Source organism: Streptococcus sp. HMSC034B03 (genome assembly GCF_001838575.1).
GTDB lineage: Bacteria > Bacillota > Bacilli > Lactobacillales > Streptococcaceae > Streptococcus > Streptococcus anginosus.
In genome coordinates, this window is sequence record NZ_KV837637.1 from 110,047 (window position 1) to 136,002 (window position 25,956).

General features: G+C 38.1%; 28 protein-coding genes and 1 tRNA gene. 3 read left to right on the forward strand and 26 right to left on the reverse strand.

The features are described 5' to 3' along the window. Positions 1-17: 17 nt before the first annotated feature. From HMPREF2634_RS10105 to HMPREF2634_RS08470, 17 genes are all read right to left on the reverse strand, one after another. Positions 18-4,415 carry a phage tail protein gene (locus HMPREF2634_RS10105; protein ID WP_070836450.1) on the reverse strand — a complete coding sequence of 1,466 codons (4,398 nt, stop codon included), beginning with the start codon at positions 4,413-4,415 and terminating at the stop codon, positions 18-20. Between the two features lie 3 nt (positions 4,416-4,418). Then, positions 4,419-5,909: a distal tail protein Dit gene (locus tag HMPREF2634_RS08400; protein ID WP_257362204.1), complete on the reverse strand. Its 1,491-nt coding sequence runs from the start codon at positions 5,907-5,909 to the stop codon at positions 4,419-4,421. Continuing rightward, entirely contained in the window at positions 5,906-10,003 is a 4,098-nt protein-coding gene (locus HMPREF2634_RS08405; protein ID WP_142350300.1) for a phage tail tape measure protein, read from the reverse strand. Before HMPREF2634_RS08405 ends, HMPREF2634_RS08400 begins: the two co-directional genes overlap by 4 nt. 159 nt (positions 10,004-10,162) lie before the next feature. Then, the gene (gene gpG / locus HMPREF2634_RS08410) at positions 10,163-10,510 is read right to left on the reverse strand and encodes a phage tail assembly chaperone G (RefSeq protein ID WP_070836452.1); all 348 of its coding nucleotides are present in this window, start codon (positions 10,508-10,510) and stop codon (positions 10,163-10,165) included. A 54-nt stretch (positions 10,511-10,564) separates the two neighbouring features. Beyond that, on the reverse strand, positions 10,565-11,140 hold the full coding sequence (locus HMPREF2634_RS08415) for a major tail protein (protein ID WP_070836453.1): 576 nt from the start codon (positions 11,138-11,140) through the stop codon (positions 10,565-10,567). A gap of 14 nt (positions 11,141-11,154) precedes the next feature. Beyond that, positions 11,155-11,535 carry a hypothetical protein gene (locus tag HMPREF2634_RS08420; RefSeq protein ID WP_070836454.1) on the reverse strand — a complete coding sequence of 127 codons (381 nt, stop codon included), beginning with the start codon at positions 11,533-11,535 and terminating at the stop codon, positions 11,155-11,157. Beyond that, positions 11,532-11,945 carry a hypothetical protein gene (locus HMPREF2634_RS08425; RefSeq protein WP_070836455.1) on the reverse strand — a complete coding sequence of 138 codons (414 nt, stop codon included), beginning with the start codon at positions 11,943-11,945 and terminating at the stop codon, positions 11,532-11,534. Before HMPREF2634_RS08425 ends, HMPREF2634_RS08420 begins: the two co-directional genes overlap by 4 nt. After that, the gene (locus HMPREF2634_RS08430; protein WP_070241862.1) at positions 11,926-12,306 is read right to left on the reverse strand and encodes a hypothetical protein; all 381 of its coding nucleotides are present in this window, start codon (positions 12,304-12,306) and stop codon (positions 11,926-11,928) included. Before HMPREF2634_RS08430 ends, HMPREF2634_RS08425 begins: the two co-directional genes overlap by 20 nt. Continuing rightward, entirely contained in the window at positions 12,284-12,592 is a 309-nt protein-coding gene (locus HMPREF2634_RS08435; RefSeq protein ID WP_070836456.1) for a hypothetical protein, read from the reverse strand. Before HMPREF2634_RS08435 ends, HMPREF2634_RS08430 begins: the two co-directional genes overlap by 23 nt. Positions 12,593-12,598: 6 nt before the next feature. Beyond that, positions 12,599-12,763 carry a hypothetical protein gene (locus tag HMPREF2634_RS10035; protein ID WP_180363047.1) on the reverse strand — a complete coding sequence of 55 codons (165 nt, stop codon included), beginning with the start codon at positions 12,761-12,763 and terminating at the stop codon, positions 12,599-12,601. 14 nt (positions 12,764-12,777) lie between these two features. Continuing rightward, a complete protein-coding gene (locus HMPREF2634_RS08440; RefSeq protein ID WP_070836457.1) occupies positions 12,778-13,911 on the reverse strand; it encodes a phage major capsid protein in 1,134 nt (377 codons plus the stop codon). Between the two features lie 14 nt (positions 13,912-13,925). Then, entirely contained in the window at positions 13,926-14,675 is a 750-nt protein-coding gene (locus HMPREF2634_RS08445; RefSeq protein WP_070836458.1) for a head maturation protease, ClpP-related, read from the reverse strand. Further along, positions 14,662-15,849 (reverse strand): phage portal protein, encoded by a 1,188-nt coding sequence (locus HMPREF2634_RS08450; RefSeq protein WP_070836459.1) that lies wholly within the window; start codon positions 15,847-15,849, stop codon positions 14,662-14,664. The genes HMPREF2634_RS08445 and HMPREF2634_RS08450 overlap by 14 nt, the downstream gene beginning before the upstream one ends. 194 nt (positions 15,850-16,043) lie before the next feature. Continuing rightward, positions 16,044-16,113, reverse strand: a tRNA-Leu gene (locus HMPREF2634_RS08455). A 279-nt stretch (positions 16,114-16,392) separates the two neighbouring features. Further along, positions 16,393-18,147, reverse strand: coding sequence for a terminase TerL endonuclease subunit (locus HMPREF2634_RS08460; RefSeq protein ID WP_070836460.1), 1,755 nt, complete (start codon positions 18,145-18,147; stop codon positions 16,393-16,395). After that, positions 18,144-18,482, reverse strand: a complete 339-nt coding sequence (locus tag HMPREF2634_RS08465; protein ID WP_180363048.1) for a P27 family phage terminase small subunit — start codon at positions 18,480-18,482, stop codon at positions 18,144-18,146. The genes HMPREF2634_RS08460 and HMPREF2634_RS08465 overlap by 4 nt, the downstream gene beginning before the upstream one ends. Before the next feature lie 209 nt (positions 18,483-18,691). Then, positions 18,692-18,997: an HNH endonuclease gene (locus tag HMPREF2634_RS08470; protein WP_070836461.1), complete on the reverse strand. Its 306-nt coding sequence runs from the start codon at positions 18,995-18,997 to the stop codon at positions 18,692-18,694. A gap of 386 nt (positions 18,998-19,383) precedes the next feature. On the opposite strand from HMPREF2634_RS08470, the gene HMPREF2634_RS10040 reads away from it, so the two are divergent. The 3 genes from HMPREF2634_RS10040 (at position 19,384) to HMPREF2634_RS10045 (ending at position 20,499) form a co-directional block, all read left to right on the forward strand. Beyond that, positions 19,384-19,554, forward strand: a complete 171-nt coding sequence (locus HMPREF2634_RS10040; protein WP_157941868.1) for a hypothetical protein — start codon at positions 19,384-19,386, stop codon at positions 19,552-19,554. 234 nt (positions 19,555-19,788) lie between these two features. After that, complete coding sequence (locus HMPREF2634_RS08475; RefSeq protein WP_070836462.1) at positions 19,789-20,283, forward strand: hypothetical protein; 495 nt, start codon at positions 19,789-19,791, stop codon at positions 20,281-20,283. 48 nt (positions 20,284-20,331) lie between these two features. Further along, positions 20,332-20,499, forward strand: a complete 168-nt coding sequence (locus HMPREF2634_RS10045; protein ID WP_157941867.1) for a hypothetical protein — start codon at positions 20,332-20,334, stop codon at positions 20,497-20,499. Positions 20,500-20,843: 344 nt separating this feature from the next. Here HMPREF2634_RS10045 and HMPREF2634_RS08480 read toward each other — a convergent pair whose 3' ends face one another. The 9 genes from HMPREF2634_RS08480 to ssb form a co-directional block, all read right to left on the reverse strand. After that, positions 20,844-21,281: a hypothetical protein gene (locus HMPREF2634_RS08480; RefSeq protein ID WP_142350301.1), complete on the reverse strand. Its 438-nt coding sequence runs from the start codon at positions 21,279-21,281 to the stop codon at positions 20,844-20,846. 19 nt (positions 21,282-21,300) lie between these two features. Beyond that, positions 21,301-21,501: a hypothetical protein gene (locus tag HMPREF2634_RS08485; RefSeq protein WP_070836463.1), complete on the reverse strand. Its 201-nt coding sequence runs from the start codon at positions 21,499-21,501 to the stop codon at positions 21,301-21,303. 151 nt (positions 21,502-21,652) lie between these two features. Beyond that, positions 21,653-22,225 (reverse strand): site-specific integrase, encoded by a 573-nt coding sequence (locus HMPREF2634_RS08490; protein ID WP_070836464.1) that lies wholly within the window; start codon positions 22,223-22,225, stop codon positions 21,653-21,655. Between the two features lie 139 nt (positions 22,226-22,364). Then, positions 22,365-22,736, reverse strand: coding sequence for a DUF1492 domain-containing protein (locus tag HMPREF2634_RS08495; protein ID WP_257362205.1), 372 nt, complete (start codon positions 22,734-22,736; stop codon positions 22,365-22,367). Between the two features lie 23 nt (positions 22,737-22,759). Beyond that, complete coding sequence (locus HMPREF2634_RS08500) at positions 22,760-22,963, reverse strand: hypothetical protein (RefSeq protein ID WP_070836465.1); 204 nt, start codon at positions 22,961-22,963, stop codon at positions 22,760-22,762. A gap of 10 nt (positions 22,964-22,973) precedes the next feature. After that, a complete protein-coding gene (locus HMPREF2634_RS08505) occupies positions 22,974-23,741 on the reverse strand; it encodes an ATP-binding protein (protein ID WP_070836466.1) in 768 nt (255 codons plus the stop codon). Positions 23,742-23,901: 160 nt separating this feature from the next. Continuing rightward, positions 23,902-24,627, reverse strand: a complete 726-nt coding sequence (locus tag HMPREF2634_RS08510; RefSeq protein ID WP_070836467.1) for a conserved phage C-terminal domain-containing protein — start codon at positions 24,625-24,627, stop codon at positions 23,902-23,904. Positions 24,628-24,945: 318 nt separating this feature from the next. Next, the gene (locus tag HMPREF2634_RS08520) at positions 24,946-25,215 is read right to left on the reverse strand and encodes a hypothetical protein (protein ID WP_070836468.1); all 270 of its coding nucleotides are present in this window, start codon (positions 25,213-25,215) and stop codon (positions 24,946-24,948) included. 299 nt (positions 25,216-25,514) lie between these two features. Further along, on the reverse strand, positions 25,515-25,904 hold the full coding sequence (ssb, locus tag HMPREF2634_RS08530) for a single-stranded DNA-binding protein (RefSeq protein ID WP_070836470.1): 390 nt from the start codon (positions 25,902-25,904) through the stop codon (positions 25,515-25,517). Between the last annotated feature and the right edge of the window lie 52 nt (positions 25,905-25,956).

Consider the following 25,956-nt stretch of genomic DNA (forward strand, 5'->3'; position numbering starts at 1 on the left):
TTTTCTCCTTTTATTTTTTAATAAGTCCAAATAATTTGTCCTCGGTAATTCATACCCTTTTCAGCACCCAGAATATGCAAACTTCCATCAGCATTTAACTGAGCAGTCCTATCTTTATCTTTGTTCAAACTCCACGCTTTCACAACAAACATTCGATCACCTGCAACATATTCTTGAGGGACGCCACAAATGGCTTGATTTCCGTCCTTGTTAAAAGTAACGTCATAGTCAACCAGCACAAGATTACCTTGCACTTTCCAACGGACACCCGAATTGAAGGAAGATTGTTTCCAATCTGTGTAATTGTTGGCTTTTAAATAAAGCTCTGAAAATTCACAATCAATAACTAAAGCATCTCTCTCGTCTTCTAACTTTCCAAAATAAATTGTTCCGGAATTACTTCGTATAGAAGGATGAACGCCATTTGCAAGTATCAGTCTTATGTCATGTTCAGAATCGACATTTGCAAAAAGAAGTTGCCCAGAATTTAACCAAACCAGCGGCATTATTGTCGGTTTGACATCGCTCTTCTTATTTCTGCCTGGCCGACCATTTGTTATAACCCCACTATCGGTCAAGAGCGTGCTAGTATCATATGTCGCATCTTTGATGATACCCCAAACATCACGAGTGTTTGTTCGTACCCAATGCTTGCGCAAATCAATAAAGCCAGCACTCACTTCGCCTAAATTAGAACTCAAAGCACTCAACTCTTTAACATTTAGTTTATCCGCTGTAATCGCACCATTGACAATCATGTCAGCCTTAATCTTAAGCAACTTAGCGATAATCTCTACCCATTCGGGATTCTGAGAAATCATGCTAGCCAACGTTTGACCGTTGACCGTTTTCTCAGAGCTAGAGACCAAGCCATTCTCGTTGATTTTGATTTGATTTTTCTTGATGGTATTATTGTTCAATTCCGTTACTGACTGCGTGATTTGGTTTGCCCGCTGGTCAAATGTAGTTTGTGATACCTTACTGCCAACCTCTTGCTTAACTGCCGCAAGTTGACCGTCCACGCCTTGCATGTATTCAGCTAGCTTAGTGTTGGTATAATTCTTGCCATCCTCGACCGCTGGCGCCCAGCTTGACGGAATTACGTTTGATAATGTGAGCAATGGCTCTGCTATCTTGTAGTGTCCGTTTTGCGTTGCATACAAATAAAAGAAATTCACGCCTTCAAAATTGGTGTCATTGTCAAACGTGTGCAGAAATTCAACGATGTGCCATTTGTTTCGGGGGAAGTCTCCCAAGTCTTTAAAAACATAACCTATATTTTTAAAGTGTTTTTTTAATACAAGCGTTAAGCCTGCATTTATAGAAACGTCAGAAAAAATGTAAATCGGCATTCTGATAGCGATTGTGTCACCTTTTTTGAATGCGCTAACGCTTGCATTTAAGGTGATTCCCTTCCACACGTTTTTATTTTGACCGGTCACAGTGACCTCGATTGAGTTGTGACCGTTGTAATCATTTTGATTGAGCTTTAATGTAGCGCCATTTATATTATTAACGTCTGCAAGCGCCTTAAACTCCGTATTTAAGAGTAAGTTACTAGTCCCTGTTCGCAGTTCCTCAAACCGCCGATTCACGCCTTTGACATCTTCTGTATACTGGATTTTAGCCACATAGTTTTGAGCTACCGCGCTTCGTTCAGCTGCAATCTGCTTAGCAGTTTCTTCTCTGCTGTATTTTTCCAGCTGTTCTCTACGTTTGCCATCATCAGCCACATAGGACTTGACTGCGACCATGTCCGTTCTAAGACCTTCCGCAGTCTTTTCTAACGTGGTCTTAGCAACGGTGATTTGTTTCTCAACATCTTCAGGTGCCGGACTCCAATCGGTCTTAATCGTCCCTCGTTCGACCTTAACTTCCCATACTTTTTTCCGAGCGTCCTTATGATAGGTGTTGACTCGCAAGTGATAAGTTCCAGTCGGTTTGTTCCATATAAAAATCGTACCTGTCGTGCCAGTATTGCTATCGGACACAATCTGATAATTCGTAACCGTCTTATCCATCAACCAGAGCACTACATTATCGCTTTCTCGATTCCCGTTGTGATCGCCGCTAAAAACTCCATCAGTTTTAGCAGATATTAGATATTGCTCTCCTTTGACCAAATCAATGGAGGTTGATTGCACATACAAGGTTTGATTATCAAAGTCCGTTGGCTTACTGTCGGGTTTAAACTCTCCTTTCGAACCTCTCAACAAATTACACCCGCCAACGCTAATTTGGCTTATCTCCTCCCGAATTCCATCTGCAGTCTGTTTGACTTCGGATTTGCTGGCTTTATCAGCCATTTGCTGGGTTATCCGAGCGAGGTTTTGTTCATTGGATTTCTCGTAAGCGGTTTGTTGGGAGCTGATAGCACCGACTTCTTTTTTTACCTGCTCAATATTAGCGGAGCTTTCCGCCTTTTCTTTGAGCAGATCTGCCTTAACATCGTTTAACCCTTGCTTGGTCTGTTTCATCTCTTGTTCTAGAGCATTGAGAGGAGCTGGGTCTGCCGGGTCACCTTTATCGCCTTTCGGTACAACAATGCTCTTGTTGTCCGAGAACGTCACCTTGACCCCGTCCGCTTGCTTTTCAGCTTTAGCGACCGTGATAGATTTTCCGTCAGAACCTTTCGCACCGTCATTGACGTTGGTAAAAGCTAATTCTTTATGGGCTACTTCCTTACCATTTACAATAGCTATAACTGTTACAGTGAGTGGCTTAGTCAGTCCAGCAGCTTCAACAGTAAATGTTGGAGCAAGTGGAAAATCACGTTCATCTACTTTCCATTTCCAACTAACTTCGGAATCTGGGATGGTTTTCTCTCCTTTGAGCAAGGTAGGATAAATTGTTGATTTTCCTTTATTGTTTTTAAAAACAGTCCCATTATCTGATGCAACCTTAATATCATAAGGTTTTGCTTCTTCCAACATTTCTTCTAGCCGTTGTTGAATGCCAGATGATAATTGATTTTCAAGCGCTTTGAAATTTGCAAAAACGCTTTTATTCGTACCTGTACCAGTAAAGCTGATAGACCTTTCGGACACCCGCATTTCAAGTAACAAAGTAAGAGCAAATCCGTCATCTTCAATCTCTACAGTATCACCCACACCGTATGGCAAGTAACCATCGACTTCATAAGTGACTGCTGGATAACAGCTTTTCCGTAGCATGTCAAGTGCCTTATCGGACAATTCCTCTTGTGTCTCGGCATCAATAGTTGCATCTCGTCTGATCCATTGGTCACTCATCGTATCAGAGGTAAACGCTGCAGGAAACATCTGCATAGAAAGAGGAGCATACAACATTTTTCCTGCTTTATAAAACTCTACTTGTCCGTTTTCATTCTCTAACTTCCAATCTGGCAAATCCGACAAATCAAACGTACTGTCATTGCTATAAGCACTCGTTTTAGAAGTCTTTGAGTGTTTAACTTTAAAAGGCGGTTGCTCCTCTGCCTTTTTCCTCCTGCCGGTTCGTTTTTTGTAGACCGTTGTCATCTCTCGTTCCATAGTCGTAGAGGAAGTTCCATCAGGATTTTTTACAGTCTTAGTGACAACCTGCCCAAGTACGAAACCATCATTTCGTACCCTTTTAGAAGTCGTCGTAACGCTCCCATCAGGATTTCGCACCTTTTTAGTTGTAGTTACACTTCCATCTACATTATGAATGACACTCGTTTTGGTCGAAGTGACCTCTGAACGATTCCCAGTTGGGAGGATAGCATTATAAATCCCTGTTGTATCTACAGTTCGAGTAAGTGAATTAAAATCTCGCCCATATCGTAATACCTTAGACTGTCTTTTACCAACACCTTGATGAAAACCGTCATTTGCATGATAGACATTCACCACAAAGGATTTGATAGAACTATTACTATTCAAGAATGTTTTAAACTCAATCTCTGCACCAAACTTATTGGCAAGCGATAAAAGCCGAGCCAATTTCGTTTCTTGCCCCTCCCATTCGAGGGTTAACTTCTTATCAGAAATTTCATTCACACCTATCTTAAGCATCGTAAAGTTCAGCAAATCAAGAGCCTTACAATACTCTTCAAACGACATATCTTTCAGTGCCTTATAAGGATTGGCATATTCATTGATAAGCTCTAGATTCAAATTGACACAATTTAACTTGATGAGTTTTTCATTTTCAACAACTTTACGAACGATAAAAAGCTGTGTCTCACCTTCGTATTCAAAAGAGATAAAATTTTTCTCATTCAAGAACTGATAAGCACGCTTTGAATATGTATCGGTCGCAAGCTCCTTTTTACTAACTGTAAAGTCAAAAGTAGCCGCACCAGTCTCAAGGTAGCTTGTCCACGTATCATTGAAATAATTCAGTGTCCCCTGCTTATCATTATCAATAGACGCCACCTGTCGTAAATGTGCGTCATGAATTGTTAATAACATTATTTATAAAAACCTTTCTTCAAAATTTACAGTTACAGTAGGCTTTGCTTTTATCCAACTAGAGCAAAACACTTCTAATTGCGATTTCCCCGGAGGAACTTTCAACCACGCAGAACCATGAACCCGATCACTAAATTTATCTAGATTATCAACCAGTATTCTATCTTGCTCACTATCTGCTACTACCGTTGAACCTTTCTGATAACGATTCGGTATATCCTCAATCGTATCAATAAAGTCCTTGCGATAAACAATGCTATCAAGATAGGCATGCGTGACCTGCGGCTTGTTTCCAAACGCTCCGATAGCAACATGTATTTTTGCGGACTTGCGCCCTTTAATTTCAGGAATGCGAAACTGTGGATATGTTCCCCACCAGTACACTTGCACCATATCATCACGACGCAATAAATCTGACCAACCTCTTGGCTCATTAAATGGATTATGATCTTCTCGATGCGTGCCATAGAAAAGCCACTGATTGATAAGTTTGTATCCACCTTTTCCGTTAGAAGCTAAGAAATTGTACTCACACCCCAAACCATTCGACCTTTTGATTGTTTCAACACCATATAAAAACTGCCCCTCTGTATCAGAGACAGAAATTTTTATAAATCCGAGCTGGTTTGCTGCGCCAAGCCAGAAGATTTGCCGCCACCAAATGTATTCATGAAGTGCGCCACGCTGACCGGTACTGTCAAGAGGAATTTCCCAACTGACCGAACCTGCATTATTTGGTCGCGAGCCACTTCCACGAGTCGTAAGAGTTATATGAGGACGTCCCCAAGTATTGTCAATAGCAAGCGTACCATTTAGGTTTTGAGACAAATCATTCAAAATAGCAGTATTCTTTTGCCCTTGTTGAAACCCCTTGACAATGCCATTGTTAGAGACATAATCAAATAGGATTTCAGATTTTTGAACAGTCTGCGTATCCGCTTCTTCTCTATTTCCTAGCTCTAAAGCTCCGCTGGTATTTACAAAGCCAAGATAACCATTCTCTGCATTATGTTTTACCGTAATGATAGGATAAGCATCTACATTGCCATTGTTTTCCAAATCAAAGACGATTTTATCCCCTACTTCTTTAGGCTTATCAAAACGCCGATAAGTAGTAGAATGAGCTACCCCATCAGGTACGAGAAAAGTAATCGTCCCATCTGAAAATAGCCCCTTACTTTCTTTCATTTTGATTTCCCCAGTCACGATAGCTAGATAATACTTATCCGGTTCATCGCTAAATTCTAGGCGCTTCACTTCACTAAAATGAAAGATACTAGCTAAATCATGCTTAATTTTGTTTCGATCAAATCCCCAAATAGAAAAATCAACAACAATAGTCTTTGAGCTTATCTTAAAATCTTGAACATTCTGCCCCAAAAAAGGAGCATCATTTAACGTAATACTCCTTTCGTTTCCTATATCTCGCTGTATATCACGAACAATGATGTCAAGCTCTTGCCCGTTGTATTTCATAATCAATTTTCTACTCAAATAAATTTTCCTTTCAGCATCTGTTGCAATTTCTCTTGGTCGCTTTGAATGTCAGTCAACTTCTGTCCCATTCTTTCACCATCTAGATAGACATTATTATCTTTTTTTAATATCTTTTCTAGTAGTTCTGTTAAGCTATCACGCAAAATAGCAATCTCGGATACCACTTGACTGGTATCGGACTGCTTAGCACTTGCCGAGCTCTGATTAGATTGAATAATAACAGATTGTACAGCGTCCATTTGTTTAAAGAGTGGAGAATCCTTAGAATATCCCACACCATCTTTGTATTGCGGAAATAGCCTTTTTGTCATACTAGCCCGCAAAACCTTAGACCCTTTAGGCAACGGGAACAAGACGTTCCGCCCTTTTGGAATAAAGGATAGTCCATTTGGTAGAGTAACCAGCTCACGATAGTTAGGGCCTCCCTCGTCATTGACAACAGCAAATCCCCCTGGGTGATGATCCGTACCACGAGCGTATCTACCAGCTGCAACATTCGCAATGAAATTTCCTGTTACACTCGCCAACTTACTTGCAATGCCGGATATAACATCAGAAGCATTATCTACAGCTGTGATTGTTGTAAATGTTTGTCCTGGTATTGTAGATAATTGCCACTTAGCACTTGTAACTGCTGCCCCCGTCACATCGGTTGCGTTAATATCAGCTGCTTTCGTTTGCTTCACGCTGTTGATCGCTGCACTAGCCGCATTCGCTTCCCCTTGCGTATTATTTCTAGCGTTGATATATACAGATTGATACTGTTTCACTGCATCTATCGTATTTTGCGCTTCTTGTGCAGGTAATGCTGTATTATTCGTAGCATCAATTGGAATTGTTGTTCCCGTTAAAGTTTCAACTGCCCTACGAACTGTCTCAATGTTTCCACTAGCTAAATCCTCGACCATTAGCTTTTGCTGGGTTGGTGTCATCAGATTCCAAGCATCCAAAGCGTGTTGAGCGACTTCGGCACTATTGAGAAAGCTTTCGCTGTCTCCTAAAATCTTTTTGACCTGTTCGGGCATAGCATTCCATGCTTCAAGCATCTCCTCGCTATTGAGAATAGCTTCAATCGCAGGCTTACCGTCCGTGATGAGTTTCTTATCCTCTGGTTTAAGATTGTTCCATTGACCAGTAGCCACCAAGGCTTCACCAATCGCAATTTTTGCATTGGTTTTCAGATTTGCTTCTTTAACAACAAATTTCATAGCTTCCCAGCCGCCTTCGGCTTGAAGCGCTTTTTGAATTTCTTCTTGAGCGTTGGTTTTCACCTTACCTGTCTTAGAATCCCAAACCATCGCATTCCATTGCGTATTGGCAAGTTTTCCGGCCGCAGTAGTTTTCTCTGTCGTCTTCGCCCACAACTCACTTTCTTCTTGAATTTTAGAAGACGCATTCGAAAACTTATTAACAAGTTCATCATAAGAAAGCCCTAACTCATTAGCATTCCTTTTCATTTGATCCAAAATTGCTTTTTGAGCTTCCGATGTAGATTTGCTCAAAGCTGTTTCAGTTAATTTTTGTTGAATTTTAACCCATTTTTCACCATAAGCATCCATCTTGGCATTGTGTTCTGCTTCTAATGTCTGCATTTTAGTTCGGATTTCTTCACGAGCTTTTAAAGCAGCTTCATCTTCTCCACGAATATCATCATAAAGTTTTTGTAAATTACTTTTACGCTCTTTATAAGCCTTGTTTTCATCTTTAATCCAACCCTCAACTACTTTCTTAGCCTTTGAGATTTGGCTATCATTAAGTTCATCTAGCTGCCCATTCATAGCCTTAGTAATGGCAATTTTCTCATTACTAGAATATTTCATCAAACTCAATTGCGTTTTGATAAGTTCGTTCTGATTTGCCAAAACAACTGCTTTTTCTTCTGCTGTCAGTTGACGATGTTGTTCACTAGCATTTTTGTAGATGTTAATAACTTCATCCGACATCTGCTGAACATTGTTTTTTACCTGCTCAGTCTGATTTGTCAAGGTGTTAATTGTTTCTTGGCTAATTCCTAGCTTTTCAGCTAGCTTAACTTTTTTTGCCAAGTCCTTATCAGCAAGTTTTGTGATTTCATCGGTCAATCCCTTAAAGGCCTTTTTGACATTTTCAATGTCTTTGACAGCACCAGAACCAAATTCAGTCATTGCATGGTTGGTTTCGTCCACCTTGTTTTTAAAGCCTTGTAGCTCATTAGCTTGGGTAGAACTAACAGCAGTCCCCCATTCCTCAGCTCGATTTCTAGCATCAATGGCTTTTTGGGCAAAGTAACCAATTACTGCAGCAGCAAGCACACCACCAGCTACAAGAGCACCAGTCGGGGTAAATAAAGCCCCCAATAGTCCCGCCTTACCAGCAAGACCACCGACAGCTCCTGTCGCTCCTGTTGCACTTTCTCCCAACAGAGCGATACCTTGCGCCGCTCCAGTTGCTTCTCTCGAAACATTTAATAGAGCCTTTATACTTTTTACTTTCCCTGCCATGCTAGCTATACCTGATAAGGTCTTGCCCGTCACGCCAGTAAGAAGGCTAAGCGCCCCAGTGAAGGGACTGATAGCAGCCGCTCCCAAAGCAAACTTTAAAATCATGTCCTGTGTAGCAGGAGATAGGTCTTTAAACCAATCTATGACTTTTACCCCTTCTTTTAAAAGATTGTTAATATTTGGCAAGAGCTTTGAACCAATCTCAATTCCAAGAACTTCTAATTCTGCTTGGGCTTTCTTAAGTTGATTTTCAGATGATTCCATCATCTGGTCGGACATCCGTTTAGTAGCTCCCTTAGCATTATTAGTTTCTTGTGTGAGACGTCTCAGAGCATCTCCGCCTTGAGCTATCAAAGCATTAAAACCAGCTTGCCCGGTTTTTCCAACAGCTTGTGAATAAAGCGCGGCCTTTTGCGCACCTGTCAAGCCCTCGGTATTCACTCGTGCAAGATCCAAAACATCTGCCAGAGAAAGATTGCCAGCTCGGAATTCCTCGAGAGAGATCCCCATTTTTTCAAACGCTACAGCTTGCGATTTGGTTGGTTTTACAAGAGCTGTCAAGATATTACGCAAATTAGTACCCGCTTTTTCGCCCTCAATACCACGTTGAGATAACAAACCAATAGCTGACGCTGTCTCCTCAAGAGAGATTCCAGCAGTAGCCGCCATAGGCCCGACATATTCCATTGCAACACCAAGACTTGAAAAGTCCGAAGCTGTTTTATTGGCTACGAAAGTCAAACTGTCCGTAACACGCTGCGTATCTTCCGCTTTCAAATTAAATTGCTCTAAGATAGCTGTCGTTGCATGCATAACCGTTCCAAAGCCTTCACCGGACGCCTTACTAGCTTCTAGTACATGTGGCATAGCTGCCATAGTTTGATTGACATCATAACCACGACGAATCATTTCAGTCATCCCTTCAATGACATCGCCAGTAGATATACCATATTCAGCAGCATATTTTTTGACAGCATTACTCAACTGATCCATCGTAGAAGTCATTTTGTTTGCAGGAATATCATCGCTAATAAGTGCCTGAATCGTCTTCATCCCATTTTCAAACGAAACAGCACTTCTCGTTGCTTGTGCAAAACCTGCTCCCAAAGCTGTCGTCATCCCTCTTGTCGCAGAACTTATTTTTCCTAGCCCTTGACTTATCTTTGTTAAGCCTTGTCCCATCCGAGCGGTAAGACTATATTGCGAATATTGCTCTCGCACAGTCTGTGCTAACTCACCACGGTAAGTTGCCAGCTTCGTTTGCCCGTCTTGATACTGTGCTGCCAATCTATAAGATTGGTCAGTTAGTGCGCCTGTCGCTGTCTTGCTTCGCTCAAAGTCATTAGCTAATTTCGCTTGAAAAAGTGATTGTTGCTGGATAAGACCATTTAAAGTATTTGCCTTAGCGCCATAAGCCTTAAATGCTGCAGCCCCGCCATTCGCATATTTGATAAGAGCATTATTTGTATTAAGCTGTTTTTCCATTAGCCCAATACTTCTTTTAAAAGATTTGAGACTGTTACTTGACTCTGTCAGTTTTCTGGCAAATCCGCTATTATCCAGTCCCAAATGCACGACCATATTTCCTATTGGCGTAGCTATATCAATCACCTCCAGTCGTATTGATAAAGTCTTCCAACGACATGATTTCTTCTTTATCTTGTTTTAATTCTTCTGCATTAAGAACATTAAATAAAGTCACATAATCCGTTTCCATAATGTCATTGATAGTGAAGCCGTTATTACTAGCTACCAAGTCCCTTACAAGACTTAAGAAACGCTTTCGGGCTTCTGTTGCACTAATTCCATCAGCTTTGGGTCTGCTTCTTTTTTGACCCCCATTGCAATTAAGATAATGTTATCAACGGTTTCTTCAAGCTCCCAAGCATTCAGCCCCTCTAAAATCGCTTTTTGAGTAACTGCTTTGGCACTAAACAACGAAGCACAAAAATCAATGCGATCTAACAGATAGTCTTTTGGAGTATAGCTAGTATCACCAGCTTCTAACTTTTCTTGTATATCCCAAAAATCCAACACACGACTAGCTGGTACTTTGTCCTGTTCATAAACTACCACATCGCCATTTTTCTTTTTTAATTCCAAACGTAATTTTGTCATTAGAAATCCTTTCGAGTTTCAAAAAATAAGAGAAACGGGAAAACCCGTTTCTTTCTATTCTGCAATTTTCATTTGTTGTTTCAGTTTCTTGATAGTTTCTTCTTCTTTACCAATATACTTAACAACGTAATTTCCTTTTGTATCTTCATCATCTGAAGCAACAGATGTAAATTCGTATTTATCCCCATCTGGTTCTTCTTGTGTTCCTTTTTTGGTCTTCATGTTGACGGCATCACGGGAGAACTGTCCTTGCAAGAATCCGAAGTAGGCTTTTTCGCCAGCTAGTGTTTCAGATTCTAAGAGAAGTGAACAGTATGGCGGTTCAGACTCTTCACCAATATAGGTTAGCTTGTCTTTTACTTTGTATCCCAGTAGAATGTCGTTTACTTTCTCAAGGATGTCAAGAAGTGTGAGTTCTGCTTTCACATCGCCTACGCCCTTGTTAGCTACGTAATAAGCAATATTTGATCCAAAAACTTTAATAGGAGTAGAGGATAGACCCGTAACGTCAGCTGTTTGAGTTGCACCTTCTCCTTTCTTCCCTTCAACAACAAATAAATTTGTTCCTGCTGTTGCGGCTTGACCATCAAGCACACGAATTGTGGCACGTTTAAAACCAACTAATGTCATATTTAATTTTCCTTTCAATATTCAATGTCATATACAGAGCTAAAACCTCTGTATGTTCTTGCGTCTACATAACGCTTTGTTTCTTCAAAATATTCATCTAAGCCGCCTGTATTTTGATAAAAGGCCGCTTCCAAGAATACTTTCTCAACCTCATGAGCTATTCGCTTTGTTTCGTAGTAGTCACTACTTTCAACATTCACCTGATAGCTAAACCGCTTCTGTAAGAAATTATCACTACCAAATGTCTCTTGCTGAGGAGGAGCAAGAGGTATCAAAACAATGCTACTATCACTTTCTGACAAGCTTTCAGGACGTTGGAAATAGTGAATAGCAATATTAGATAAAGCTGGCACTTCTGCCAGCTTATCCGCTAATGTATCAAGCATGCTTTTCATTCAGCCAACTCCTTCATCTTTTCTACCATGTGTTTGGTAAATGGAGCTTGTTGCGCTTCAGCATATTGCCGCAATTTCCCAAATCCTCGTGGTACATATGTCTTACCCCAACGAGTATAACCAAACTCATTTAAGTGTTCCAGACGCCAACGAGAACCCTCACCCCAACCAACCTTGGATTGAAAAATCTCTCCCCCAATCTTCCGAGCCTTGGAATGCGTCGTCTGTTCCGTTGTTCGTCCTGTACGTTTAAAGCTAGTCGTAACTTCCTTTAAGTCTTTTTCTGCTTCCTCTGCAGCATAATTGATTGCTTCACGAGATATGCGGTCACGTCGAGTTTTTCCAAGTTTTTGATTAAGAGTGCGAATAACCTCATCCACTCCCTCAACACTAATTCCCCAAGTCTCCATTGACCTCTCCTTTCAAAAGTAAAGTGATATAGTCTGGCTTAGGGCGAATATCCTCAACATTCCACCTCTCATCTTTATAATCAACATGTTTAATTTCTACTATGTGATTATTCTTCGGACGATAAGATGACAGCGGATTACGAATAACAATCGTTACCGCTCTTTTTATCCCTTTTCCTCTCATGATTTCAATATCCTTTAAAGACGGATTATAAACCTCCGCCCATGCAGTGAAAAGTTTTTTCAATTCCTGCTTATCACTAGGTAAACGCCCTCTAGGCTTCGCATTGTAAAAGACAACCATTGTATTCAACTTTCCGTTGTCTACTGTCTCATTTTTAATCGTCTTTTTTCCTAGCATGTTCCGCCTCCTTTAGAGAATGAACCATTGCTTGTAGCTCGATTTCATTCGCATAGTTTGTCTGAAATTCATCAAGGGCATCGTGATACACATAGCGAGCTCGCTCAAAAGCCAGCTCAACCAGCATATCATCAATTTCATCCGCTCCGACCAGTAAAGCAACGGCTACGATACTAGAAGAAAGCATCTTTTTTAGATTATCATCTTCATCAGCGCTCGTAATTCGCATACGCTCCTTAAAAGCAGCTAACTGCTCATCAACAAACTTTGTTGTATCAATAGCCATTTTCTTCTACTCCTCGTTTTGAATATCAGAAGCGCCCACTTCTTCTACAAATCCCGGAAGACGAGCTTCCAATTCAGCAAAGCGCTCTTTGTTGACTGTGATAACTTCACCAACTTGACGAAGTACATTTTTGTTCAAATCCTCAAAAGGCTTTAAAACCTTAACTTCCATAAGCTACTCCTTTCTTAACCACCAGCTAGCGTCAACAATGCAGCAGTATGATTATCTTTCGCTTTACCGTACCAGTAAGATTTAGCAGTTACAAGCTGCATATCTTGAATAGCCAATGTTTGGTCAAACTCTTCGAGTGCTACACCGCCGCCGATATAAGCATCATAACGGTTCGCTACAAAAGCAATCGCCTTACCAGTATCTACCGCTTTCGATTCTGCCAATTGAACGCCAAACGGTAAAGTAGTTGTATAAACGCCGTTCAAATTCATAGAAGTAAACTTAGCCACCAAATCGTAATAATCCGCTGGATTTACCAAAAGATAAGTTTGCCCTGCAATGTTTAGACGATTCCCTTTATCTGAGATAGACAAAGCTTTCATGACTGGAGCAAGTAGTTTAGGGGCGTTTGTAGGGTCTAATGTAGCAAGACTAGCTAGAGCTGTTTTGTCAGTATTGTAGACAATTTTTTCACTCTGAACAGTTCCATTTGCTAAGTCTTTAATCAAGCCAATAGGTTGTTTATCCCCGTTACCTTTTACGATAGCTGTTTCAAGAGCTACTGACATAGCTTCCTTGATTTGTTCCATGACAAATTGTTTCAGCCATGTTGCACCAAATTTTAACGCATCTTTTGGAATAACGACAAAGGCAGTCAGTTTGTTTTGCTCGAATGCTGTTTCTTGGAAAGTCGCATCAAGTTGACCTAGAATTTCTCCGAATACATTTCCCCAAACTGCAGTACCAGTTTCACTTTTTACAGTCAGAGCTTTTAGGCGCATACCTGCATTTTTAAAGTTGATAATAGATAGCAGCGGATGCTCTGTAGTCAACTCATCAAACACTTGATTGTAAGTTTCTTCTGGAATCAAGATACCATTCTTCGAACCAACTTCTTTATTGATTTCATTAAAGAACTTGATTTCGTTTGCAGTCAGTTTAGGATTCTTTTGGAAGTTATTAAACAGCTCTTCTGCTTCCTTTTTGCTAGCATCTGAAACGACTTCCAATAATTCTTCTCCCATAATGCTCATAGCATCAGCGTATAGCTCATTGCGTTGCTCAGCTTCCGCTCCGTTTGTTACTGCTTCAGTAAAATTTGCCACAGCCTCCTGATAACGAGGCAATTTAGTAATGTTAATTGTCATTGACATTTCCTTTCTTAAAATAAATAATCAGCCAATACACATTGCACGGCTGTTTTTTCAGTTTGTTGTTTTTGTTCTTTCCGAGATTCCTGCAACTCATTCAATTGCATCTCCATACGATCAAAGCGAGTCAACAAGAGATTCAACTGATTGTCTTGTTCCATATTTGCTTTCAGCTCCACTAGCTTAGCATGAGATACAATACCGCCAAAAGAAGCCGCTAAGTCTGGAGAAGACTCTGTAAAGAGAATTTCATCTACCAAGCCAATTTCCAAAGCTCTCTGCGCTGTAAAATGAGTCTCCTTGTCCATCAATTCCCTTACTTCGTTTGTATCCTTACCTGTTTTCTGCTGATACAAATCCGCAAGTGAGATAGAAGTGTTTTCGATTATCTCGCTCGCATGTGCTAAGTCTCGATAATCCCCTTGTGCACGCATACTTGCATTGTGAATCATCACTTGTGCAATCGGTGACATTTTGATAGTATCTCCTGCCATCATAATAATACTAGCGATACTTGCTGCAAGCCCTGTCACAACGACTTCAACACTCCCCTGATAAGATTTAAGCAGCGTATAAATTTCACTACCAGCAAAGACCGAACCGCCCTGCGAGTTAATCGCAACTTGAATGGCTTCCTTACCATCAGTCTTAGCCAGAAAATCTTTTACATCCTTTGGAGATACCGCATTCTGCTCACTCCAGTCATAAAACCATTTGTCATCATCGTTAATGACAACTCCGTTAATATCAAGTCTTTTCATCTTTCTCCTTTCCTATGGAGCCTAATTCCATATAGTTTTTCGTCAGCAAGAAGACATCCCCACCTTCTACTGGGTCATAACCAAGCTCACGTCGGATTTCATTTCGTGTAAATGAACCAGAGCTAACCAGCTTGTCGATGTTAGAAGACAAAGAAAAAAGGTCATAGTTTTTAAAACCGACCATTTGGACTTTATTTCCTTTTTGAAGCTCTCTACGATTAAAGATAATGTAATTCATTGCTGACACAATTTTATGTGCTAATGGTTCAATAACCGTAGCAATATAAGTGTCATAGTTTTTCTGATTATCCGCTAAATCCCCATGAATCAGCCCATTCGGTATACCAAGAATATCTGCAACATCATTGATATACTGTTGCTTCATCTTAGCAATATCTTCAACATAAGAAACTTTTATCGATGTTTGAGAACGATATTCCTCATATTTAGCATCCTTCGGTAGCAAAATAGGCACAACACTATCATTCTCTAGCTTTTTAGTTATAGTAGCTAAAAAACTTTCCTTTTTCTCTGACACGGACTCTTTAGTATCCTCTGACTTATCAGAAGCCTGATTTGCTAAGTCACGAGCACGCTCACGAATCTTATCACGAGGGAGTTCCATGTGAAAACGCAGTTGATTAGCAGTTTTTTGGTTTTGAAATAACCGCCCCAAAACAGAACCATAATCATTCCACAAATCATTGATGAATGCTTCCAGATTATCATTCTCAACCCGAATAAATAGTACCTCATCATAATGAGCTGTGATAGATACAGGCACATTCTGGATAGTAGATATATCGAAAACATCACCAGTAAGCGAATGTTTCTGTACATAGCTATCAACCACAAACATTTCTTGTCTATTATTGATATACGCTAACGCTTCACCATTCTTGATAAGAGATTTTACAAATTCCGACCAAAATTCAGCCGCCGTCTGATTAGGATTAGCCTTATGATTGATTCGATAATCCCAAATATCCCGTTTCTTTGTTTCATCACAAAAGAAAACAAAAGAAGATTTAGAAAAAGTCCTAGCGATATAATTCGCACAGGTTTCAAGTGCTATAGATTTCATTGAATTCTGTTGCACATCTTTAAAAATATCATCAAAATCATAGGACAAACGTTGCTTCCCGCGATTAAAAATATAATCAAGTATCCCCATAGTTTCCTCCTTTCCAGCGGTAATAAAAAGAGAAGCATTTCTGCCTCTCTATGTCCACAATACTATTTTAAAATAAAAAAACGTCAAAATTTCCACTCTTGAAAAAAATAAAAACGGGAGTACAAATGCACTCCCACCATCTAGAAGAATGAAAAATTTAGAGAGGCTGACAATCTACCACCATAGATTGCCAATAGACCCTGCAGGAATCGAACCTACGTCAGCAAGCTTGCACCTCCTATGTTTCCACTACACCAAAAGTCTGCCGCTTTGCCTGAACCTCATCTAGCAAAATTGTTACACGCAACCTGTCTTGTGTAAAGTTTTAAAATGTGCTCACCATCTTGACATTGATTAGGCTTTATTTTTGACGATAACGAGAGATGGCCACGCTCGTCCAGGAAATCATATAGGGGTTGATGGAATCGAACCATCATGCTTAGTCAAAAAAATATTACCGTTTCAGCAGGAGAGCTAACTAGCCTGTCCTTACCCCATTGATAACTTCATTATACAAGATAAAAACGTCAAAATTTCCGCACTTTACCCCACCTCATACCAATCCATTACATCATCGTAAAAGTCCTCAAAATCATAACTAGGCTCATTCAGCTCATCAGCTCGATACATAGCACACTCAAAGGCCTTAAAACCATCTATCTTTCTTCGGACATCTTCTTTCTTCAAGTATTCAACATTCCCATCAGATTTTAATTTTCTAAGAACGTTGTTAGTATACCAACGCATCATATCATTTTCACCAAATAGGATTTTATGACCAGCAAAAGCATTCTCTATTCTAGGAGCTAGTAAACTATCTATCGCACGAGGATTTCTTACAACCTCCAAACGATAACCTGACGGCACACGCTGCCTATCACGTTCACTAAACACCTGCTCAAAACCTGCTTCTAAAAAGATAGGGCGCAACAAATCCATTCGGAAATAGTCCCCAAGAATCGTATCAATATCAAAAGCATACAAATCCCGTTGTTCCACAAACCAATTAACAACCACATGCGGGTCGATTGTCGGTGTATCAACAACCGTCAACCAGCCTTTTTCTTCCCATAGACGAATAGGAGCAAACTGTCGCTTTCCATTGATTGTATCCTTTGGCTTTGAATAACCATAAATCGCATCCACAAATCCCTTGCGCACAAAAGAATGTGTCTTCCACACATATTTCTCGTCACTCTTAAACAACAAACCAACCGCAGCAAAGTCCCTAGTAGAAGCAAAGTCAAACCCACCAATACAACGTTGACCCTCATAAGGCTCTTTCCACTCCTTCGTTGCCACTAGTTCCTCATACGTAGCAACACTCCGCTCCGTATCTGTGACTGGCAAATTCATCCGCTTCGTCAAAAATTCCTCACGGTTAGAGGGATCATCTTGCAAATCCTCGTATTGTTCTAACACCGTTTCAAACAAATTAGCCGCATAATCGCTCATCGGCTCATGAAACATTGGATTTGCCAATTGCCACTTCGTCTTATCGTCCACCTGTTCCACACTATCCAACTTACAAATAAAAGGGAATATAGAATTCCAACGAGCACGCCCTTTTAAAACAGCTTTTGCCTTTTCTTTTTGCTTGTCAATGAAACCTTCACGAACATACCCATCTGTTCCAATATAGAACTCTCTCGGATTGATAACCTTACCAAGCCCAGACAAATGAACCCGCACATCTCGATTACTTTCGTACTGATGAATCTCATCAAAAATAACCGCACCATCTCGCAGACCGTCTTTCGTATTCCCATTAGACGTCCGAAATTTAATAATACTTTTCGTCTGCCTACTCAAAATTTCAGACTTTGTCTTATAGAATAACCGCTCTAACTTCGCATTTTCCTCTATGACTGTATAAATTTCATGAAAACTTGTCTTTGCTTGGTCTTCACTATTAGCAATAATCGATATATTGTAATTCTTCACCCCATGCATAGGCGTCAAAAGAAAACTCGCAACACCAGAAATCAAACCATTCTTCCCAGCACCACGAGCCATCATATAAAGAAACTTACGATAGACAATAAGATTATTCTTCTTAAAATACAAAAAGATAAATGGTATCAGAAACTTCTGAAACGGCTCCAACGGAAAGAACCACCGCTCAATATACCCAATACAATCATCTATCTGCTTTTCATTGAAATAAATCTCTCCATTTTCTAACCGAGGAACTATCTCACGTTCTAAGTATTCAAAAAGCTCAATCCTCTCCTGATTGAGCTCTATACGACAGGTGTTATAATCCTCGATATATGCATCCACATATCGTTGAATCATGTAAAGTCTTCCTCATCAATTTCATTGCTCTTAGCCATCTTCGCTTCATACTCCTCTCGCTTCTTATCAAAGAATACATCAAGCTTAAGCAAAGAAGCATTAACCTTGGTCTTAGCAGTAACTGCAGGATTTTCTTTCAAAAAAGTTTGATTAGCATTTACCGTCTCAACCATTACACCCTTATCTTTAATTGACTTATCAAGGTCATAAAAAATACTAACCAAGTTCAAATATCTATCAACCTTTTCAACCTCAATCTCATTATCTTCGTCAATTAAAAGTCTCAATTCTCGCTTTAATTTCTCCATTTTTATCTGTTTTTTTGTTTTAGCCATATTTTTTCACTTCCTATATACTTTACAGAATTTTGTTCGGATTTTTCCTAAAAACACCCCCCTAATATGTAAAAATAGCGCAAATTTTTGGTTAGTTGAGCATCCATCGGTTTACGGATTTCGGATAAAGACGCACATTTATTTGATAGGGGGGTATATTGTTCGTTTTTTATATTTTTACTTTACAGAAATTTTACAAAATTGACAAGTTACCAACTAAAAAGCTCATCATCGAAGCTTTTAGATTGCTTTTGATAGCGTCCATGACGTTTGTTGTGGCAATCTTTGCAAAGCGTTCGCAGGTTGTCAAGGTCATAAGCAAGTTGCGGATAATCTTTTACTTCTTTAATATGATCGACTTCGAGCCGTGATGTCGTCAGTCGTCCCGCTCGTTTGCACCAAATGCACTCTTTATTATCTCGTTCAATTGCTTTGTCTCGTAGTCTTTGCCAGTCTCGTGTATTATAAAAAGTGTCATAGATTGTTTGCTTGCTCGTCGTGTCAATCTCTCTCATATTATTAAAGTAACAAATATTTTTTGAAAAATTTCCGCAAATAAAAAAAGCCCAGAAAAAATTGGGCTCAAAAAATTTTTAAAAAAATTATAAAAAAGGGTTGACAAAATAAAATCCTTGGATTATAATATAGTTGTAAGGTTGATAAAGCCTTACAAAATCCCCCTCAAAGTAAGGGTTGAAAGGGGGTGAGAATGTGAAAAGCCGCAAGGGTAAAAGAAAAAGCCTTGACTTTTCAAAAGTAATCAAGCTAGTGACTGCAATCGCTAGATTGATAAAAATACTTATTGAAATAATCAAGGCTCTTTCTTAACATTCAATGGCAAGTAGATGATTAACATCTATTTGCCTTCCCTTACAATTATTATAGCAAAGAAGGGGTCAAAATGCAAGAAACAAAACGACCACGAGGAAGACCGCCAACTGGTTTAAAACGCAACAAAAAATTAACAATCAACTTTACACAAGAAGAAATAGACTTCTTAAAAGCTAAAGCGAAAGAAAATAAAAAAAGTCTTCCTAATTTTATTTTAGAAAGTGTCAAACAAATTTTTTAAAAAAATTAAAAAAAGATATTGACAAAATAAAATCCTTGGATTATAATATAGTTGTAAGGTTGATAAAGTCTTACAAAATAAAAAAACTTGCTACATCCTCCCCGACCAAAGTTTGGATGTAACAAGCCGTCCAACACTCAATAGAGTGCCGATATACATAGTATATCACAGCGTACCTATTGAGTCAACTAGGTACGTTTTTTCGTACCTCGCGAAAAAGAAAGAAGGTATATTATGAAAGCAACTGACATTAAGAATGAACTTAAAGAATTAGATTACAACGTCAAAGATTTTAAAATCAGCGTCAAACATCGTGGCTGTGCTGATATCTATATCAATGTGACAGTTAAAAATATAATGCTTAATTTAAATGAAATTGATAGCATTCTAAAAGAAAAATATGAATCAATCGATCATGATTATCGAACAGGTGAAATTCTGCAAGGTGGAAATACCTTCGTAATTGTTGAATACGATGAAGAAGCTATGTATCAAGCTATCAAACAACGCAAAGCCGATGCTCAAAAGATTCTTGATAATTTAGATAAATTTGAGTGCGAAGCAGGATACGGAAAAATATTTTACGAAGATGAAAAAATTAAAGTCTACATTTTCCCTAATGAAAAAATCTTGTCATTTCATCAAGGAAATGAACAAAAACGTTTCAACGTTTCAGATTCCTACGACATGGCTAAAGCTATGATAAGAATCGAAAGACTAACAGCATAACCGGGCGGAACACTCCGCCCCCAAAAAATAAAAAAAGAGGTAAACATCATGAAAAAATCAATTATTATCATTACAGCAATCATCATCACAATTACTATCGCATTTGGTTTTTATCGACTTGAAAAGAAAAATCAAGAACTACAACAGCAAATAAACCAGCTATACGAGTACAACGAAAAATTAGATTATCACGTTTCGGGATTGCTTGAAAAGTAAAAGATACTAAATAAAATACGACTGGAAAGCCTGCTAGGCTTTCTGGTTATTGAAAGGAAAAATCAAAATGAAATTGAACGAGCTTAAAGCAAAGACTTTAGAAAACCGCGAAGAACGCTTGATTTATTTGCTTGACATGTATAAGTATTATCGCAAAGGAGCTTGATTATGTGGAATTGGTTAATCTTATTTTTATTATTATTTATTTCCTTGTTTTACTTTTCAAATATCATTATAAAAATTATTATCGGGTTTATATTATTTATTCTTGCTATTGCAATAATCTGCCTAATAATTGATTTTCACAATGACCCAAATAAAAACTAAGAGCCTTATCGGCTCTTTTATTTTGCTTTAAAGTATGCAATAGATAGCCCCTGCAGCCATTCATAGATCATTTTGTAAGTTGTCGTCTTGCCGTAATACATATAACGACGACCAGCACCAGAAATATTCATAGACTTTGTGACAAATACAGCTTTAATCACTCGCAAAAGGCTCTCATCTGTCGCATTTACATAATCGCATATAACCTTTTCCCACGTCAACATCATTTGTAAGCGTGGGTCTTCTTCCTCTGCTATAATGATCTGTAACGCTCGTGGAGTCGCTTGCTTATTTGACTTAATGCCTAACTTATCAACATTTTCTTTGAATGGATAGCGCAATTCTTCTCGTCTGTCAGCAATCATTTTTTTAAGCGTACTTTTAAAATAACGTTGCAGCCATAAAATCTCAGAATTAAACTCAATTGTTAAATCTTTTTTATTCAAAATCATCAACCTTTCTTTAATATTTTATTCACTTCCTCGTATTCGCCTTACAAAAATCAGCCGTGCTTATACCTACAGCTTGGGCAATTCTGCTTAGAGATTTTAAAATTTTTGCTACTTCATGAAATGTATAGCTTAATCCTAATTGTTCTATATCCTTTTCTCTTGCCAATCTCATTTTTTTATTAGATTTTGCAATAGCTCTTTTTCTGGTTTTATTTCTACTCATTTTTTACCCTCTCTAATGTCACATATCTTATAGAGTGTTTCTTTTTTTGAATATAGCTTAAGCACTATATTTTCTAAGACATCAGCCCGTTTTTAAAAATATATAATGCAATATTTTTTCATTGTGTATCATTTAAAATTTTAAAAAAATATTATAGGCTAAAATCAGCCACTTCTTTATCCTGTTCTTCCTGATTTATTCCTATATATTTTAAAGTAATGTCAGGCGAAGAGTGATTAAACATTTCCATAAGTAACGCTACATTTTGCGTTTTCTTGTACATATGATAGCCAAATGATTTTCGCATAGAATGCGTTCCAATGTGATGAATACCAAATTCTTTTGCAGCTTTATTCAAAATCTTCCAAGCATGCTCCCTGCTTATTGGCTGTTTCTGCCCTTCTTTTCCCGGCTGTTTGCTTCTTTTTTTACTTTCAAAAAGATAATCATAAGGTTTTAATCCTTTTGATTTGACATATTTATTGACTTCCTTTCTCAAAGTGTCGTTGATAAAAAATGTCTTCGGTTTTCCCGTCTTTTTCTCAACAATAACAATATGAGTACCTTCTAAATCTTTGACTTTTAAAGGCAAAATGTCACTTATTCGCAAGCCAGAATTCAACCCAAAAACCAGTAACAAGAAATTTCTAGGATTCCATTCTTTTAAATAATCTTTTAACATCTCTATTTGGTCTTTGTCTCTGATTGGTTGGACGTTTTTCATACATTTTCTCCTTTCTTTTATTGTCGAAAAAAGAGCACAGTTATTAACTGCACTCTTTTTCGCAAGTATTATTAGTCACACTCTGACACTATCATAATATCACTTTGACTGTACCAATGTGTACCAATCGTACCAAAAATTAAACAAGCTGCGATAATTTTTTTAAAGCAGAACTTCTAATGCGTTGAATAGTTCCATGTCCGGCATTGAGCTTAGCTTCAACCTCAGACCAAGAATAGCCATTGATAAAGAATAATCTCATCACAATATTTTCTAAAGGATCATCCAGCGTTTCAATTGCTTTTGTTAAATCTTCCCGCTCTTTTATAAGAGCTGTTATTTCATCATAAAGTGTATCCGCTTTATCAATTAGTTTAATATTTATTTCTTCCGATTGATTTTTATCTTGGTTGGCTCGTTTTCCATCAAATTTTTGTCCTCTCACAATACCCGTTTTGAGACTGGCTAATTCTTGATGTTTAGATTTTATTTTACAATCAATATATTTCAATGATTGAAGTCGTTGCTTAATGTTCAGGATTGCCAACTCCTTTCATAAATTTCAATATTTGTATTTTTAAATGCTTCTGAAATCATTCCCTTTTGCAATCTTTTTTCAAATTTAATTGCTTTTGATCTACTTTCAAATTCCCATTCTTTGAAATCTACTGGATGATTCCCTGACCAACTAAATTTCTTCGCATATTGCCGAACAACCCACATCTTTTTTTGTATCATCTTTCACCTTCTAATAATATTTTCTTCGCTGGCTTTTCATTCCATCAAAAGATATGCCATGTTGTCTATCAACACCCTTACAAATTCTGTCTTTGATCGCTTCGCCGTAAATATTCCCAATTTCAGCACTACTCCGCAAATTACTTGTAATAATCGTACAATTACGATTGTCTAAAATTGAGAATAGAATTTCTTTGCTCCAATCTGTCACTTTCTCTGTTCCCAAATCATCTAAAACAAGATAAGGAACTTTTGACAAACGAGCAATCCATTTTTGCTGTGTCTGCTCTGATGAGTTAAAATCACTCTTAATCCTAGCTAACAGTTCAGGGATTTTGATAAACATAGCGTGCTTCTTCGTTTTATCAGAAATATGCTTGATAATGCCATAAGCCAGATGACTTTTTCCAGTTCCTGCAGGCCCCAGAAATAATGTGTTATTCGTATCTCCTTCAATATAACCACTAGCCAATTTGAAAGCAATATCTAACTTTTCTTTCTGGTCTTGATTTAAAACCTCATAATTGTTTAACGTTGCTTGTTTTAGCTCGGCATTAACAATTGACGAATTAAACAACACATTAATTCGCTTAGCTTCTAATCGTTGCTCTTCAACTTCCCAAAAATCATCTTGCAATTTTTGCTCATCTCGCTCTATAAGTTCTTTACCACATTTACTACAAACAAGAACATTGTTAGGCCCGATATAAAACATTTGCTCTCCGTGTATTTGACAAACTTTTTGAGCTGGTTTCGATGCCCATCTTCCAAATTCCATATCAACACCTCGCACAATCCATTAAGAAAGCTAATTTCCCAAGAACTGCTTGGGGATTTTGATGCTGTAACATCTTTTTTTTCTGCATTTCTCCTAGCGGATAAAATTGCTTTTCAAAGGCTTCAATTACTTCTAAAAGTGTTATATTCATTTTTTTACCTCAAATTCCAATATCATCATCAATTGGCTGTGCTTGCTTAATCGGTCGCTCATTGAGATAGCTCTCAAATTTTGTACCAAAAAGCGTTTCAGGTCTAAGAAACTTATTCATTTTTAGATCATACAACCATTGACGAACTTTTATATCAATAACTTGTTTAAAGTCCTTCTCTCTAAAGCCCTCATTCCATCTTGATTTGATAAAGTGTTTCGTTTTAGCTGATGAAGCACGATACTTCGTGCCTGCTTTTAAATTTAGATAATCAATAATAGTTTGAAACGGAATTTTTTCTTTTTCATCTGCATTATATAGATTATCCTTACCTATCCTATCCTTACCTATCCTATCCTTACCTGCGTCAACTTTTCGTGGACGGCTCGTGGACGTTTTTTCTGGTAATTTTGTCATCGTATTTTCAACCAATCTTTTTTCTTCTTGATAGATTGTTGGCTGATATGTATCTTTACGAATGTAATTATGGATTCTCCAATCCTTAATTACTACAATACCGCTTTCGAAAGGAATGATGAATTGTTTTACAGTTAGCAATTTCATATCATCATCACTTGCCCCAATAGTTTTTTGAATCGTTTTCGGTCGATCAATAAAACCATCATCATCTGCTCCCATATTTAAGTGAAAATAAAGAGCCTGAGAAGAAAGCGGCATCTCCAAAAACTTATCTGTATCAGTTATTTTCTTACTAAACATTCTACGTTGTGCCATTTTCATCCTCCAAAAAATCAAATATCGTCATTTGTTCTCCCTGTTCAAAGTAAGCTGGTTTGATGCGTAGCGCTTATAATTTTGAAAATTGTCATGAAATAACTCACATTTCACACTTTCGTCCTCCACTCATCCTATTTTCTGGTTTCAAAATCCAAGTAATATATAAGCAAAGTAGCACTAACAAGATTGAATCTGGTAAATTCCCCTTCTCTTTGCCGAGAATATTGATTTCAAGTAATTTCCAAATCCAGTCAATTACTACAAAGTGAAACAAAAAGGTAAGCAGTGGTTGAAATACCCCATTGACAAGTATCCTCATCCTTTCGCCCTCCATTTTCTAGCCTGTCTACGATAAAATGCAGTCTGTCGCATGTCCTGCCATGTTTTATTTGATAGAGCTTCTATCAAATTCGCTTTTTGAGTTTCAAGCAAATCGATTTTTGCTTCATATTCTTCCATATCGTGATAACAACGCCGAATTTCGTCTTGGTAAAATTCATAACGTTTAATAACTTCTTTTAAATCATCTACCACATCACGTTTTGCGACTTGTACCCCACTTCTTAAAGTTTCAATATGACTCATCGTAACACCTCTTTCATAAGTACTCATTTTTAAAATAACAACTCATCTCGTTTTTTATAACAATCAATCATCATCCGCAACCAGACACCATCAATCTTTCGAAATTGATCTCTTGTAAGATAATAGATTTGTTGTTCAAACCAGTACGAAAAGTCCTCAAAATTATCAATTTGAATGCTATTATCATATATTTCCGCTACATCTATTTTGTTACTCGGACTAAAAACAATGTAACAGTATTCATAAATTCTAATTGGACTGTTCCTTCTTAAAATTTTTAATCTCATATGAATTTTCCTCTAAAATGGCAAGTCATCATCTGAGAATGGTGGCATCTGGCTATCCATGCTTGATTGATTAGCCGAATTATCACGTTTTTCTAATATTTGAAAACTGTCTGCCACAACCTCCGTCACATAGACACGTTGACCCTGTTGATTTTCATAATTACGTGTCTGGATACGACCTGTGATTCCAATGAGAGAGCCTTTTTTAGTCCAATTTGCAAGGTTTTCTGCTTGCTGCCGCCAAATCACTATGTTAATAAAATCCGCTTCTCTTTCGCCACTTTGATTTTTGAAGTTACGATTGACAGCAAGATTAAAAGTTGCGACCGCTTGATTTTGTGGAGTATAACGAAGTTCAGCATCACGAGTCATTCGCCCCACAAGTACAACATTGTTAATCATCGATTACCTCCACCAACTCAGGATTTTCATAGATGTTTCCAACAACTTCAAA